The 15,413-nt window shown below is 43.9% G+C and carries 11 protein-coding genes; all 11 read right to left on the bottom strand.

Annotated elements, in window-relative coordinates:
• Positions 1-297: 297 nt before the first annotated feature.
• The 11 genes from ACTU7M_RS04780 to ACTU7M_RS04730 all read right to left on the bottom strand — a co-directional run bounded on the left by ACTU7M_RS04780 (position 298) and on the right by ACTU7M_RS04730 (position 15,221).
• Complete coding sequence (locus ACTU7M_RS04780) at positions 298-2,958, bottom strand: sensor histidine kinase (RefSeq protein WP_443473237.1); 2,661 nt, start codon at positions 2,956-2,958, stop codon at positions 298-300.
• The gene (locus ACTU7M_RS04775; RefSeq protein WP_443473236.1) at positions 2,958-3,710 is read right to left on the bottom strand and encodes a response regulator transcription factor; all 753 of its coding nucleotides are present in this window, start codon (positions 3,708-3,710) and stop codon (positions 2,958-2,960) included. The genes ACTU7M_RS04780 and ACTU7M_RS04775 overlap by 1 nt, the downstream gene beginning before the upstream one ends.
• Before the next feature lie 47 nt (positions 3,711-3,757).
• Positions 3,758-4,684: an ROK family protein gene (locus ACTU7M_RS04770; protein WP_443473235.1), complete on the bottom strand. Its 927-nt coding sequence runs from the start codon at positions 4,682-4,684 to the stop codon at positions 3,758-3,760.
• 65 nt (positions 4,685-4,749) lie between these two features.
• Entirely contained in the window at positions 4,750-5,268 is a 519-nt protein-coding gene (locus ACTU7M_RS04765; protein ID WP_443473389.1) for a GDSL-type esterase/lipase family protein, read from the bottom strand.
• 80 nt (positions 5,269-5,348) lie between these two features.
• Entirely contained in the window at positions 5,349-6,272 is a 924-nt protein-coding gene (locus tag ACTU7M_RS04760; protein WP_443473234.1) for an N-acetylneuraminate lyase, read from the bottom strand.
• Between the two features lie 26 nt (positions 6,273-6,298).
• On the bottom strand, positions 6,299-6,928 hold the full coding sequence (locus ACTU7M_RS04755; RefSeq protein WP_443473233.1) for a YesL family protein: 630 nt from the start codon (positions 6,926-6,928) through the stop codon (positions 6,299-6,301).
• Positions 6,929-6,955: 27 nt separating this feature from the next.
• Positions 6,956-8,299, bottom strand: a complete 1,344-nt coding sequence (locus ACTU7M_RS04750; RefSeq protein WP_443473232.1) for a sialidase family protein — start codon at positions 8,297-8,299, stop codon at positions 6,956-6,958.
• Positions 8,300-8,403: 104 nt separating this feature from the next.
• Complete coding sequence (locus ACTU7M_RS04745; protein WP_443473231.1) at positions 8,404-10,128, bottom strand: ABC transporter substrate-binding protein; 1,725 nt, start codon at positions 10,126-10,128, stop codon at positions 8,404-8,406.
• Between the two features lie 20 nt (positions 10,129-10,148).
• On the bottom strand, positions 10,149-11,030 hold the full coding sequence (locus tag ACTU7M_RS04740) for a carbohydrate ABC transporter permease (protein WP_443473230.1): 882 nt from the start codon (positions 11,028-11,030) through the stop codon (positions 10,149-10,151).
• Positions 11,031-11,043: 13 nt separating this feature from the next.
• Positions 11,044-11,991 (bottom strand): ABC transporter permease, encoded by a 948-nt coding sequence (locus tag ACTU7M_RS04735; protein WP_443473229.1) that lies wholly within the window; start codon positions 11,989-11,991, stop codon positions 11,044-11,046.
• A 203-nt stretch (positions 11,992-12,194) separates the two neighbouring features.
• Positions 12,195-15,221: a glycoside hydrolase family 2 TIM barrel-domain containing protein gene (locus ACTU7M_RS04730; protein WP_443473228.1), complete on the bottom strand. Its 3,027-nt coding sequence runs from the start codon at positions 15,219-15,221 to the stop codon at positions 12,195-12,197.
• Positions 15,222-15,413: the final 192 nt, after the last annotated feature.

Raw genomic sequence — 15,413 nt, 5'->3', positions numbered from 1 at the left:
TTTCTGCGTAAGTGCGGCGTTCCCGAATATTTCCTGAGCTAATCGCCGCTTTTTCCGCGCAAGTGCGGCGTTACGGAATATTTCCTGAGCTAATCGCCGCTTTTTCCGCGCAAGTGCGGCGTTCCAGAATATCTCCCGAGCTAATCGCCACTTTTTTCTCCTAACCCTGTTTTCCTTCACGAAACAGCGTTTTATTTACCCTAAAAAAAGACATCCGTCCACTGGTGACGAATGTCTTGGTTGCCTTCCCGACTAGTTAGGCCGGTCATTCATCATTGCGATTCGATTGTGCAAAAACTACGGCTGTTTATTTTTCGCAGGGATACAGATTGTGACGGTCGTTCCTTCGTGGACCTTACTGTCAATGGAAAAGTTACTTTGCGATCCGTAATACAAGTTGATACGATCGTGGACATTATAAAGACCAGATTTGTTGTAGGATGAAGCCAATAGCTCAGCCTTGATTTCCTGCAATTTGCTTTCTTCAATGCCAATGCCATCATCCATAACGGTAAAACAAATCATTCCATCCTGTTTTTTGATGGAAATCGTGATTTGGACCAAGCTATCGGTCAGGCTGACGTTATGATGGATGACATTTTCTACCAGTGGCTGCAAGATGAGTTTCATAACTTTCTCATCCACAACCGTATCCTCGATGTCCCAGCTTACGCTAAAATTATTGAACCGTTCCTGCATGATTTCCAGATAGTTCTTGGTAAATGCAATTTCTTTGGATACAGGAATCATCAATTCCTTGCGATTAGTGACAAATTGGAAAAAGCGGCTTAACGAACTGACCATCGCCAATGCACGGTCGGTTTCCTCTGCTTCCACCAAGTACAACAAGTTCTCCAAAGCGTTGTAGAGAAAATGTGGATTGACTTGATCCTGTAGGGCGAATAATTGAATCTCCCGTTTTTTGTAGCGCTCGTTGAGATAATGTTCCTGAAGCTCCTGTTTCTCATCGACCAGGGCATTCAAGCGTTCAAGCCCGCGGGTGAAATTTTGACGTAGTTTTTCTACTTCATCAATCCCGATCACTTTTTCAGCCAACTGTGCCTGTTCCCAATTCTCCGGATCCTGTTGGAAGTTGATCAACAAAGCATTAAAGGGCTTGATGACCCTTCTTGTCAAAAGATTGGTTATGGCAAGTAATATCAGGATTAAAATAAAATAAAGGTAGGAATTACGGATAAATATATTTTGGATATCTTCCCGAAGACTCTGTTGGTTCAATTGCGATCCGTATTGCCAGTCTCCAAATGAAATCTTTGAGCTTGGTCCGGTCATATCCAACAGGCTTTCGCGTGTATCGTCATTCAACAGCTGAATCGTTTGTTGGTTCAAGTTCCAGACAAACAAATCATTGTCGGTGAGAAATTCGGTATTATCGCCGGTAATTAACGGTATCGATCCGAAATATTTCTCACTGATATTCAAAACAACGAATCCCAAAGGTTGGTCGAAATTAGATTGATAGGCGATGGGCAAGACCAAGGACAAGAAGGATTCGCCGCGATTTGTCATCCCGACATTATATGAAAAACGCGATTGGTTGTTTTCCCGATTCATCAACAGCGATTTTTCAACGGTGTTGAAAACAAACGCGCCACTCGAAACAACCAAGTCCCCTTCAGCATTATAAACACCGATGGATTCATTGCTGAAAGTATCCAGATAAGCTGTCTTGAATTCATCCAATGATGCTTCATCAATCAAATCCAACGACCCACGATTTGTCAGGCCAAATGTCGAAGAAAATGTGGCTAATATTTTCTTGAATTGTTTCACTTCTTGACTTAAAATCAAGGCTTTGCCGCTCTGTTCGGAAGCATGCAGTGCTGTCATTTCCCGGCTGGCACCTTGATACGCATGCCAGGAATAAAGCCCTGAAACGACAACAACCGGGATGATGATGGTCACAAAAAAATAATAGGTCAGTCGTTCTCGAAAACTCCTGGAACCAAAACGATTTTGGGCATTTAGTGGGAATTTTTTTTCAGTAGCTTGGCGCCGGTTCATCCAATCCAGGAGTTCATTGATGGGCTCCAAGGTCGTATCTGATGTACTTTTGGAAAGAAAAAAGGATAGCATCAGCACCGAGAGAGCGGATGCGATGAGAATGCCAATAATAACTGGCGTATTATCCGAAGCAGTCTCATCCATTTGATAGACAAGTTGCAGGTTATAAGGATAAATATCCGCCAAATATCGGTCCCCCATTTTTTTCTTGTCAAAGCGTTCGCCTTGGAAAAATACCGCAGATTCGTTAAAGATAATTTGAGATTGGTCTCTGGCCAATAGTTGGTTGGCGAATTCCCGTTCATCGATTACGACCAATACCAGCGCTTTTTGTTGCTTATTGCTATCCGCGATATTCGCTGCAAAAAAATACTCATCTTTTAAATAGGTGTTGCTACGATTCAGTATCTCCTGCATCGTGTACTTGTTGCTGTTGGCATCCTGCAATAGCGTCGGAACTGAATATAACGAATAAGTATTGGTATTATCCGTTATTTCCAAACCGTTCAATTCATAGCCGGCCGTATCCCCGGTCGCACTGTATTGGGTCTTTGGCGTGATGATCAGGATGTTTTTTATCAAAAAGCTTTCTTGATTGAGACTGAACAAAAAATCATTCAGTTGTTGGGACAGCTTGTATTTAACGATGGGCGAATCATCCGAGTTTTCCAGGGCATTGACACTCGAGATAATGGTTTCATTGTTTTGAATTTTCCCAACCAGGTTCGTCACTTTGTTCAATTCTCGTTCCAAAATAAAAGACGAACGCGAGAGTGATTCCTCAGCGTAGTTTTGTTTTTGCTCAATGAGATAATCATCTACTTCGTTAGAGAAAAAAAGGATAATGATAAAAATACTGACCATACTGACCAGTGCCGACAGAAAAACCAAATAGCGTCTGAGACTCCGGATTCGTTTGATATTTTTTTTCATTACGTATGCTTCCTTCTGAATTCAAGCGGTGTCACACCAACTGTTTGTTTGAATACGCGGTTGAAATAGGAATACGTCGAAAACCCAACCTTTTCCGCCACATCTTTCAGTTGCGTGTCAGTATACATGATCAGTTTTTTCGCCTCTTCAACACGTACCTTGTTTAAATAGGAACTGAAACCATCACCCATTTTTTCATTGAATAATTTGCTGAGATACGCCTCATGGATATAGATTTGGTGGGCGATGTCCTTTAAGGCTATCGGTTCAGCATAATGTTCACGAACGTACTTGATTGCAAAATCAACGTACTGGTTCTTTTCTTTATGGGGCGTTTCGGGAGTAGATTTTTCATCAACACTTTCTTCATTAATATCGGGAAAATGTTTCGGTTTCAGATTGTCCATCAACTCCCGAAAATCTTTTTTCATGATCGGCTTCAGCAAATAACCAATGACGCCATAGTTGATGGCTTTCTTGGCATAATCGAAATCATCGTGTGCTGTCAGAATCACGACTTTGGTCTTTGGAAAATGTTTGGAAACTTGCTCAGCCAGTTCCAACCCGTTCATCTTCGGCATTTTGATATCCGTGAATATCAAATCCGGTTGCATTTCCTCAACCAGTTTCAAGGCTGCATAGCCGTCGCCGGCGGTACCGACAACAGTGAAACCGTATTCATTCCAAGGGAAAAATTTAGAAAGGCGTTCTTGGATATTTCTTTCATCGTCCACAACGATACTTTTATACATGCTCTCGACCTCATTCTTAAATTTAAGGATAACAATCTCATTATACCTTAATGATTCGAGGTCGCAACTTCCCTTTTTTGTTGCGCTTCCAGTCCTTGCATCTTGAGAAAATGATAGACGGCACCGATGCGTCCCGATTCATTCCCAAAGGATGCGGCAACAAGTTCGTCCGGCAAGAAAAATTGGTTTTGCAACAGCTGGTCCAATTTATGTTTAATTTTTGGAATAAGGATATCCTGTTGCTGCATAATACCCCCACCGATGATGACTTTTTCCGGATTGAACAAGTATAGAACCGGCAGCAAGCCACGGCAGAAATTACCAACAAATTGGTTGACGGCTTGGTTTGCCGCCTCATCGCCATCCCGATATGCCTGCATGACGATTTTCCCGGTCATGCCAGCCCGTCCGGTTCGGTTTTCATAATCCTGGCACAAGGCGGTTGTCGAGGCCAAGTCTTGCCAATTGTGGCCGTTCACGGGCAGGTAACCCACTTCCCCACCAGCAAATGAATTACCATGCCAAATGGTTCCGTCCAACAAGATTGCACCACCGATACCCGTACCGATTGTCAGGCAAACCGCTGATTTGCTGCCCTTAGCAGCCCCAAGCCAATATTCACCCAAAGCGGCACTGTTTACATCATTCTCAACAAAACAAGGAATATTGAACTGCGCCTCAATCTGTTGTTTAAATTCTGTCCCGATGTAGCCAGGAATCGTATAACCTGAGTAAATCACTTTACCAGCCACTGGATCGATGACCCCGGCTGAGGAAATCGCAACCCCATCCAGCTCGTAGGATTGACTATATGTTTCTACCAACACGAGCACCTGCTCCAAAATGTTGTTCGTCCCCGCTGCATGGTCTACCACGGTTGGCATTTCTTTAAAATCGCCTAGTGTTTGGCCGTTTTGAGAATAGATATCACTTTTGATGCCCGTTCCGCCGATGTCGATGCTCAATATTTTCAAAACTACTTCTCCTTTCAATCTTTAAAAGAAAGAGCGATAAAAGATTTCTTTATCGCTCTTTCTTTCTATTTAATCAAGCCTTCCAATTGTTTCTTCCAATTCGCATAGCCCTCTCCAGAAAGATGAACACCGTCATAGGTAAAGCGTTCCGCCATTTCCAGCTTGTTATCTGCCAGAAAGGTGTCATAAAGAGCGACATAGTGAATGGTGTGTCCATCAGTAAACTGCGCAATTTGCGTATTCAAGTCAACAACCACTTGGTTATCAATGTAATGACCATAAGTTGAATGGTTAACCGGCAGGATGCTTTGCAGAAACAACTGGGTATCCGGCGTTTTCTCCCGGATAGTGGCGACGATTTCTTGATAAACGGTAGCTATTTCCGATAGTGGTGTCTGGTCGGAAATGTCATTGATGCCAACCAGCAAAAATATTTTAGCCGGTTGCCCGGTCACGATTTGCGAAAGCCTGGTAAGGACACCACCCACACGATCACTATCAATACCGCGATTGACGATTTTTGGATTGCCAAACATTTCCGCCCATTCGTTTCGTTGGGTAATACTGTCACCGACAAAAACAATGCTATCCTTTTGAATAGGCAGCTTATCAAACAGGCTTACCCGGTTCTCATAATGCGGAAAGGTTGTAAATGTCGCTTCGATTAAGCATCAACTCCCACGTTTTCAACGTGTGCATATTTCAAATATAATTCATAGATTTCGTCAGCTTTGGCGATTTGTTGTTCACTCATTGAAGCCATCGGTTTTCTGGACAAGAATGGACCAGCATCGCAACCTTGCAATTGAAGGATACGTTTCAAAGTGGCATACAAACCGTTTGCCAATACCGCTTCAATCAAGTCGTTCGTATCATTTTGTAAAATAAGGGCTTTTTCGTTATCTTTTGCTGCGACTGCTTCCATGATTTGTCTCGAGCGGACACCGTTTACGTTAAACGTTGAACCAATAGCGCCATCCACGTTATACATTAACGCCGGTAACAGCATTTCGTCGAAGCCGGAGAAAATCAAATGTTCCGGGAAAGCTTTACGCAAACGCTCCAACAAGTAAAAGTCCGCTTGCGTGAATTTCACGCCCACAATCTTTTCATGTGCGAATAATTCCTCGAATTCCTTCACTCCCATTTCCACACCGGTCAAAGTCGGGATGGAGTAAACGATCATATCGTTATCCACTTTATCAAGAATATCGAAATAGTAATCTTTTACTTCCTGGAAGCCAAAGCGGTAATAGAACGGTGTGACCGCGGAAACCGCATCGTAACCGAGCTCCGTTGCATATTGCCCCAATTCAATAGCTTCGTATTGATTCATGCCCCCAATTTGAGCAATCAATTTGATAGCCCCTTTCGCTTCATCCATCACGATATCAAAAATTTGTTTTTTGGTTGCTGTTTCCACCAAAAAGTTTTCGCCGGATGAGCCGCCGACGTATAAACCATCGACTTTCATCGTGTTGATGTTGTGTTGGACGATTTGTCTGAGTCCAGCCTCATTCACCTTGCCATCTTCATCAAATGGTACGAGCAGTGCAGAGTATAATCCTTTTAGGTCTGAGCGTTTCATTAATAATTCCTCCTGAGTCGGTTTTTTTATGATTGTTGCATTACTTTTTCCAAAGTTCCGAAAGCATGTTGGGCAATCCACATCACGCTATACGTGAATATCGCGACACTAACAAAAGGAACCAGTACGGGAAATTGATACACACTAGCAATAAATGCCACCGTCGTCGCGATAATTCCGATGGTGTGAATAGGACAAGAAACTTCCACAATCAAGGCATGTTTGATGATCTGAAAAACATCAAGATCGAAGTGGGCCGCAACGGGACCAGTAAAAACGATTGTCAGCGTGGTAAAAAATACGATTCCGAATGCCACAAAACTGAAAATAACCCGAAGCGGCCCCGCGATATTAAGCACGGATTGATAATATAGATAAACACCAAGGACAATCAGAACGAATAGAAGCCCCAGAATGTTGGCCTTGATAAAGTTCGCTTTATACTCTTCCCAAAACAGCTTGTTCAATTGGCCGGATGATTTTTTCCGGATCAATCGGCGCTGAACAGCAAACATAGCATATGTAGCCGGGAAAATCCCGCCTACCACCAAGCCTGCCAAGGTGAATACCACCCACAGGAATTGAATGTGGACCATGTCGGATAACCAAACCATGGCTTTCATCAATGAACTCTTCTTATCCATAATTGCTTGCATGTTTATCCCCTATTCTTTCTTGGCTGTTTAACCTTTAATATCTTCCAACGTTAATGATGTAAAGACTGAACGGATACTTTCCCGGTCTTCTATTGTTGTTTCGTATAAAATACCGATTTCGCCATTTGCCATCACCGTCAAGCAGGAATAGACAAAATCCCCTTCCTCAATTGTCAGTGCATATGGCCATGTTTTACCACCGTCATCACTCAAACGAATAACGCCATTTTCACGTTTTTCCGTCGAAGCGGGTCCGGAAAATAAAATCAGTTCTTGGCCAGTTTGTGAAGGGTAACGGATGACACTGATTTGGCACACAGGGTTGATGAGTTCTTCAACAAATTCAAATTCGTCCCATGTTTGCCCCCCGTCTTCACTGGTGGCCCGGGCAATTTGGCCGTTGCCATAGTGGTTACGCATATACAAGACCAATTTACCACTTTCTAACTCAATCACTTGCGATTCGGTCAGTTCGTATTTTCTGGCGTTGGCACCCAACGCCTGTGCGGACTCCGTTGTCAACTTGATTTCCCGGTTATCATTCGGTGAGTCACCCATTTGCCACGTTTTCCCATTATCGTCACTGTAAATAACGGCACAAGACATCATGCGGGCCAAGTTTGAATAATAGATCGGGAAAACCAAACGGCCAGCATGTTCACCGTGCTTCAATTGAATCCCGACCCCTGGACCGGTTCCCAAAAATTGCATCCACTCGGCCTTCACCTGTGGGTTGAGTTCGATTGGTTGGGACCAGGTTGCGCCATCGTCTTCACTTTTAACAATCTGTAAATAACATGTGTTTTGTTCAAATAAATGATCGGCTTTCATTTCATCGAAAATCTCGTAAATATGACCACTTTCAATCCCTTTTTTGGAACTAAAGCCTTTTTCGTTTACGGTATAATCAGTTGGTTCGCCTTCACGCGTCAAGACCGTCCCGTCTGCTTCCAAAACATAGCGTTTCATCTCGCTATCATGCAGGTTCCGGCGTCCTTTTTCATCAAAACCGATACCAGGACCGCTGTTCCAAAGTCCCACGCCACCCGGTGTATGGGAAAACAGCAGCCAGATTGTCCCTGTTTCTTCATCTTGCAACAAGGAAGAGTCAATGACAGCTGGGCTTTTGATATCATTACCCGGATATTCAACGACCGTTTGGATAGGTTGCCATGTCTCGCCGTTATCGAAACTTCTGCGGATGGTAATATTTATTTTATTGGGATTATCGCGCTGGTTCACGATGCGGGCATCGTTTCCGGCAATCACGGTTCCCTTTTTCGTCGTCAGTAATGAAGGAATACGATAAGCTTTCGAACCATTGTCTCCTGGGGCAAACAAGTCCACTTTCTTCAAAGATAATTTTTCCATGAAATCGTTAGTCTCCTTAATCAGCCATTTTTGAAAACACGCAAGAGTCATCCCTTTTCCGGAATGACTCTGCATGCATGATTGTTACTGGTCAAATCCAGTTATTATTCAACTTCTCCTGAAAGTAAGTCTTCAACCAATGGTGCTTTTTCAAGCTCTTCCAATAGTTGTGAACCACCATTTTCCAAGTATCTTTCCACATAAGCGTCCCATTCAGCTTCGATATCGATGCTGCCGGTAATACCGTTCATACGGAATTCATCCGCAATCGTTGTTAGTTGTGCACCATAGCGGCCGTTCAAATCAGCATATTCAGTTTCATCGAATAAGTCATGGCGATATGGACGAATTGCCATTTCATCAACAACTTCCGGTTTTGTAAAGAACAATTCATTCAATTCTGTTGTCTTCGGATGGCTCAAGTAAACGCCACGTTCGTTTGGATAAGAACGGAAACTATATGCCCAGAAGCCCATATCTCCTTCTTCACGAGGGAATTCAGGACGGACAATCAAAGCAGAGTTGCCTTCTTCTCCTTGCCAATCAGAATGCTCACCTGGATTACCGTAGTTCACCCATGGCTCTGGATCGTGGTTGATGTAATCGAACATTTGTAGGTAACGCGCCAATTCTTCATCCGTTACATCAGCAGATATTTGCATGGAATCCCCGAATAAGGTAACCGGCATGTAGGATTGTTCTCCTTGTGTGCCATCAGGACCAACTTCCGGCGCAAATGCCAACAATTTTGCATCTGGATCGGCTGCAATCACGTTATGTGGTGCCCGGCCTTTTGTCCAATCTTCCTGTGCCAAGTAAGTTCTTTGTGCGATGAAGTAACCTGCTGAACCTGTTTGGTATTTTTCCCAGGCAGTTTGTGCCGTCAATGTTGTCCATTCAGGGTCAATCAAACCTTTTTCGTTCCAATCAGCCAACAAGTTCAAAGTTTCTTTATAGCCTTCTGAGATAACCGGCATTTTCAATTCATCGTTTTCCATCAAGTTGTAGGAAGGTGCGACGCCGTGAGCCCCAAACAAGGTTGTCGCCCAGTTCAAGTCACTGTTGTATGGTAATAATCCATATGTATCATCTTTTCCGTTACCATCTGGATCTTCATAGGTGAAGGCTGTCAAGATTTTTTCCAAGTCTTCTAAAGAGTAGGATTGATTTGTCCAATAAATCCGTTCATAACCGTCACTGTCTCCGATTGGTTCCATATCATCCGGTAACTCAAGACCTAACTCTTCCATCCAGTCCAAACGTAGCGTCGGTGCCCAGATGATTCCTTTTGTATGTGTTTGGTGACCAGTCAGGGCAAAATACTCATCTTCCGTTCCTGGAACTTTATTCAATTCCCAGCCAAGACCGTTTTCGTTTTCGTTCAGCATCGCTGTATAGCGTGGCATATATTTCTCGATCATTTCGCGTGGAATAGAACGTGTTAAGCCATTTTCAAAAAACTCTTTTGGCGTCATTGAACCACCCGTGAAAGCAAAGGCATCTGGTAAATCACCGGAAGCAATCATGATGGATGCTTCGTCTTTGTTCCATGTATCGACTTTCGTATTCTCGATATCAACATTGAATTTTTCTTCTAATTTTTGTTGGACCCAGTTATCATCCTCAATATTTCCTTGCGTAAAGGAGCCGGATAAATGCAATTCAACGGTTTCCTCGAAGTCGCCTGCTTCTGGCAAGGCTGTGACATCCACTGCAGTTCCGGCTGCTTGGCCGGACTCAGCTGTATTTCCACCGCCACATGCAGCCAGTAGTACCCCAGCTGAACTTAAAGCTAACCATTTTCCGATATTCTTCTTACTTCTTAACATGTTTTTTCCACCCTTCTAATTTAGCCTTTAACGGCTCCTAATTGTAATCCTTGAATAAAGTGTTTTTGTGCGAACGGGTACACCATGACGATTGGTCCAATCGAAACCATGACTGTTGCTGCACGAACGTTACTTAGTAGTAATTCGGATGCTTCAGATCCAACACCAGATACTTGCATTTCCATCCGGGATGGGTCAACGTTAACCAACATCTCCCTGACGAGTGTTTGCAGGACATCCAAACGTCCGTCCTGGATGTAGATTTGCGCATGGAACCATTCATTCCAGTGATACACCGCTGCCCATAAAGCTATTGTTACGACAATCGGTTTGGATAGCGGCAAGATAATTTTATACAAGATTTGGAAGGGAGTCGCCCCATCCATAACTGCCGATTCTTCAATTTCCGGACTGATTCCCCGGAAGAAACGCATCATGATGATAACGTACGTTACATTCAAGGCACGTGGTAAAACCAAAGCCCATCTTGTATCCAATAGTCCCAAGTTGCGGACCAACAAGTAGTCAGGAATCATTCCGCCCGATACGAACATCGCAATGATGAACAAGGCAATGAACACCCCTCTGAAAGGTAAGTCCTTACGCGACAATGGATACGCTGCCAAAATTGTCGTTGTGACAATAACCAGCGTTCCTAAAATCGTCCGAATCAGTGTGTTTATATACGCCCGACCAACATTCCCGTAGCCGAAGATAAATTTATAAGCTTCCAAGGACCATTCTTCAGGCCATAAGTTGAGTCCCAATCCAGAAGTGGATGAGGAACTACTGAAAGACAGGACAATTTGGTTCCAGAATGGATACAAGATCGCAATACTCAATAAGGTGAGTAAAAAGAAATTCACGTAATCAAAAAGTTTGTTTTTATTTTTTCGTTGCATTTCTGTCCCTCCCCTAAATTATTCCTTGTCCGGTACGCTTCTTGACCAAATAATTCGATCCCGTGATCAACATCAAACCAATCAGGTTCTTGAACAAACCAACGGCCGTCGAGTAATCCAGGTTGAATTCTACTAAACCGGTACGGTAAACATACGTATCAATGATATCCGCGACACCATATACACGTGGGTTATACAGGTTCAATACTTGATCAAAGCCGGCATTAAGGATAGAACCGATATTCAAAATCAACATTGTTATGATGATTGGCGAAATCGTCGGTAAGGTAACATGTTGCATTTTTTGGAAGCGCGTTGCGCCATCCAATTCCGCTGCTTCATATAACGAAGGATCTACTCCTGTAATGGCGGCCAAATAAATGATGGCTCCATAACCGATTCCTTTCCAAATATCCGATCCAACCAAAATGGGTACAAACCATTTTTCACTTGCCATGAAGTGAATCGGTTCACCGCCCAAAGCAGTAATAACAGCGTTTACAATTCCGCGTTGCGGAGAAAAGATTTCCAGAACCATGGATGCGACGATAACCCAAGACATGAAGTAAGGCAAGTATGAAATGATTTGCGTCACTTTCTTGAATTTTAGATTCTTCACTTCATTTAGCGTCAAGGCTAAAATGATGGGTGCCGGGAAAACGAATATCAATTTCAGCGCACTGATTTTGATTGTGTTCCAAAAGGCCCTTTCGAAAGTAAAATCCTCAAACATCCGTCTGAAATGATCGAAATTATTCCAAGGACTGTCCCAAATACCTAGACCTGGTGAATATTTTTTGAATGCAATCAAGACACCATACATTGGCCCATATGAGAAAATGAACAAAAAAGTTAAAGGTACTGCCAACATGACGAGAAAAGGCCAGTTTTTCTTGATACTTCTTTTTACCGAAGTCGCTCTTCTCTCTTTGACAGCTGTTTCTTGCACAGCTTGTAACATATAGATATTACCTCCTCTTTTGATACTACTTTTATCCTTCCACTAGATTGATAAAAGTTTAACAACTTCCATAAACCAATTGTATACGGTTTCACAGTATTGAAGTTTCAAATTGTTAAAGAAAAGTTGAAGTATTTAAATAAAAGTAGTTGTGATTACCAAAAAAACCTGACACCGGCAATGAGCGGATGTCAGGTTTCAAGTTAGATCGTTTCAATCTTAAAGCTATAGCTATAACCATGCGTGCCTGGCAGGCGGAATTCCGGAAGCGTGTCCTGGCTCCAACTGTCGTTCCCACCGATTCCCATTTGCAGATGATTGATGCGCAAAACGGTACGGTTGGATTCAGGTAGTTGGTAAGCATAGTCGGCTGGTTCCATTTCTTCGTAACTATATGGCAGCGCGTTGAATTCCACGAGCGGTTGGCCACTCACTTTCAGGCCGGTACCAGTTGTATCCGTCAGTTCCACCCAACGTGTGTCAATGTGGTTGCCGGTTTCTTGCGGTTTCAGGTACGAAACGAATTGCTCGGCCACGGTGCTCGTGTAGACGCCTACTTTTGCGGCGGTTTGTTTGTCGATATAGGTTTCGAATGGCCCTTTGCCAAACCATTTCAATTGATCGAACGCCTTGTCCAGAGACACCCGCATCCCAATTTCGGGGATATCCGGCAGTGGTTTTTGCGGCATCAACGTATAATGAATTGTTAGCTGGCCAAAATCCGTTACGGAATAGGTAATGGCAAGTTTCAGGTTCCCGAGTTCTGGGTAAACGAAAGTAGTTTGGACATCCGTTTCCGTTACGTGCAGTGCTGTGAGTTCCCGGTTTGCTTGGGCCTCTCGCCAGATGGCACTGCGTTTGTCGAATTTACTGCCTTTGTCGTTATCCGTGGATGCGCGCCAGAAGTTTGGTTCCAGGGCGGATTGCAGCAGTTCTGTTGGCCCTTTTTTCACAGAGGAAAGTAAGCCGGTATTTGCATCAAAAGTAAATGTTGTGTCCCCGGTCGCGAGCACGATTGTTTTATGGGTGTCGTTGCGTTTCGTGGTCGGTAATTGGAACTGCTCATAGGCGACCTCGTGATGTTCTTTGGTATGCAAGGAAACCGTGAGATGATACTCGTCTCCGCTTGTTTCATTTTCATATTTCATGTAAGGCAATTTGATGGTTTTCGTGCTTTGTGGCGCGATGTCGAGCGTAGCCACGGTGCCCTCTTCCACCATTTCGCCGTTCTTCTCCGCTTTCCATTGCAAGGTATACGCGGAAAGGTTAGCGAATAAGTTTTTGTTTTTGAGGGTAAGCAGGCCGTTCACCAGATCGGTGGGTTCAAACGCCACGTTTTGGTAACACTTCTTCATTTCGTATACCTTCGGTGTAATCTGACCATCCGCAAAAACGAGTCCGTTTCCGGAGAAGTTGCCGTCGTTTGGTGATTCGCCAAAATCACCACCGTATGCCAGGTACGTGCGGCCATCTTCCGTTTCTCTGTGGATGGCTTGGTCTTTCCAATCCCAAATGAAGCCACCTTGCAGGATTGGATACTTGTCGAATAGTTCGGTGTATTGATAGAAATTCCCGAGTGAATTCCCCATCGCATGGGAAAATTCGCAAATCAAGTAAGGTTTCGAGTTTTCGGTCGCATTCAGGGCGTACGCTTCCACTTCTTTTGGCGGGATATACATCGTGCTTTCGATATCAGATGCAGCCTCGCTCAAACGGTAATGGAAAACTCCTTCGTAATGAACAAGGCGGGATGGATCCACGGTTTTGAAGTAATCATACAGTTTCAGGAAATTGTCCCCGCCGAACGATTCATTCCCCAACGACCAAATAAGGATGGATGGATGGTTCTTGTCGCGTTCATACATGGAAGCGGCACGGTCCAATACGTTCTCGGTCCATTCCGGGCGGCTGCCGGGTACGGTTTCCTCAAGTTCTTTTTGGCCATAATACCAAGATCCGTGGGTTTCCAGGTTCATTTCATCGATAACATACAAACCATAACGATCACATAGCTCGTACCAGTAAGGATGGTTCGGGTAGTGGGAAGTCCGAACGGCATTGACGTTGAATTGTTTCATGAGCTTGACGTCTTTTTCCATGTCTTCTTTCGTGACTGCACGGCCGCGTTTGGCATCCCATTCGTGGCGGTTGACACCTTTGAAAAGGATACGCGCGCCGTTGATTTTCATCAATCCATCTTTCAGTTCGAATTTACGGAAACCGACTTGGGAACGGTGGACTTCCAGGGTTTCGCCCGTGTCTGAGATGACAGATAGATAGAGCGTGTAAAGGTTTGGTTCTTCCGCACTCCATTTTTTCGGATTCGTGATCGTTTCGGAAAATTCAATAATCGGTTCGTTGGCTGGTTGTTTGGTTTGATAGACCGGCTGATCGTTTTCATCATGCAGTTGGATTTCAATCATGCCTGATTCTGGAACCTCAAACAGGTTTTCCGTTTCGACGGTTACTTTCAGTTCGGCGTTTTGGTAAGCGTCGTCCAAGAGTGTTTGGGTATGGAAATCGCGGATGTGGAGGTATGGCGTTTGGTATAAGTACACATCGCGGAAAATCCCGCTCAGACGCCAGAAGTCCTGATCCTCCAACCAACTTGCGTCCGCCCAACGGTAGACTTCAACAGCGAGTTTGTTCTCACCTGGTTTTACATAAGGGCTGAGGTCAAATTCGGCAGCGGTAAAGGAATCCTCGCTGTAACCGACCAGTTCCCCATTCACCCAAACATAGAAGGCTGCCTCGACACCAGCGAAATGAAGGAACAAGGGTTTATCAAGCCAGTCTTCTTCCAGTTCGAAAGCGGTCACATATTGTCCCACCGGATTGTAGTTGGTCGGCGCAAACGGTGCTTTGAGCTCTTGTTGCTCAACCCATGGATAGGTCGTATTCGTATATTGTGGGTAATCATAGCCTTGGAATTGCCAATGCGCGGGTACTGTTATGCGATCCCAATTAGTGGTATCGATCTCCGATTTATAAAAATCGGTTTGGCGTTCAGCCGGATTCTTGACCCATTTGAATGCCCATTCGCCGTTCAAAGAACGAACGAAGCGTGACTCTTCAAACGGCGTCTGCTTCGCCTCTTCGATTGAAGCGAAGGGAATAGAAGTCGTTGCTGGTTTGCGACGGTTCAGTTGGAAGATTTCCGGGTTGTTGTTCCATTCAGGATAGCCATTCGTTGGTTTTGAATAAACAAATTTTTGCGGCTTTTTAGTCATTTACATTTTCCTTTCTGCTGGGGATTCTTTTTGAAAAGCGTTTTCATTTTTACTGCATCTCCTATCCTATCAATTTGGATTCAGAAAGACAAGAGGAGGATTTTGGTTTAATTTTAGTTTAGAAGATTTTCTTAAATGACAAAAGTCGGAAGTAGAATTGGATTTTGGTGTTTCTAGTTCCGATTTTTTTTA

This window comes from Jeotgalibaca sp. A122 (genome assembly GCF_052266715.1).
GTDB lineage: Bacteria > Bacillota > Bacilli > Lactobacillales > Aerococcaceae > Jeotgalibaca.
The sequence above is the reverse complement of the archived record's forward strand: the minus strand, read 5'-3'. Positions and strand labels throughout refer to the sequence as shown.

What these genes read in the sequence shown, in the direction of transcription:
- ACTU7M_RS04780 (WP_443473237.1), bottom strand. Translation starts at nt 2,958, where the DNA reads ATGAAAAAAAATATCAAACGAATCCGGAGTCTCAGACGCTATTTGGTT.
- ACTU7M_RS04775 (WP_443473236.1), bottom strand. Translation starts at nt 3,710, where the DNA reads ATGTATAAAAGTATCGTTGTGGACGATGAAAGAAATATCCAAGAACGC.
- ACTU7M_RS04760 (WP_443473234.1), bottom strand. Translation starts at nt 6,272, where the DNA reads ATGAAACGCTCAGACCTAAAAGGATTATACTCTGCACTGCTCGTACCA.
- ACTU7M_RS04755 (WP_443473233.1), bottom strand. Translation starts at nt 6,928, where the DNA reads ATGCAAGCAATTATGGATAAGAAGAGTTCATTGATGAAAGCCATGGTT.
- ACTU7M_RS04750 (WP_443473232.1), bottom strand. Translation starts at nt 8,299, where the DNA reads ATGGAAAAATTATCTTTGAAGAAAGTGGACTTGTTTGCCCCAGGAGAC.
- ACTU7M_RS04745 (WP_443473231.1), bottom strand. Translation starts at nt 10,128, where the DNA reads ATGTTAAGAAGTAAGAAGAATATCGGAAAATGGTTAGCTTTAAGTTCA.
- ACTU7M_RS04740 (WP_443473230.1), bottom strand. Translation starts at nt 11,030, where the DNA reads ATGCAACGAAAAAATAAAAACAAACTTTTTGATTACGTGAATTTCTTT.
- ACTU7M_RS04735 (WP_443473229.1), bottom strand. Translation starts at nt 11,991, where the DNA reads ATGTTACAAGCTGTGCAAGAAACAGCTGTCAAAGAGAGAAGAGCGACT.
- ACTU7M_RS04730 (WP_443473228.1), bottom strand. Translation starts at nt 15,221, where the DNA reads ATGACTAAAAAGCCGCAAAAATTTGTTTATTCAAAACCAACGAATGGC.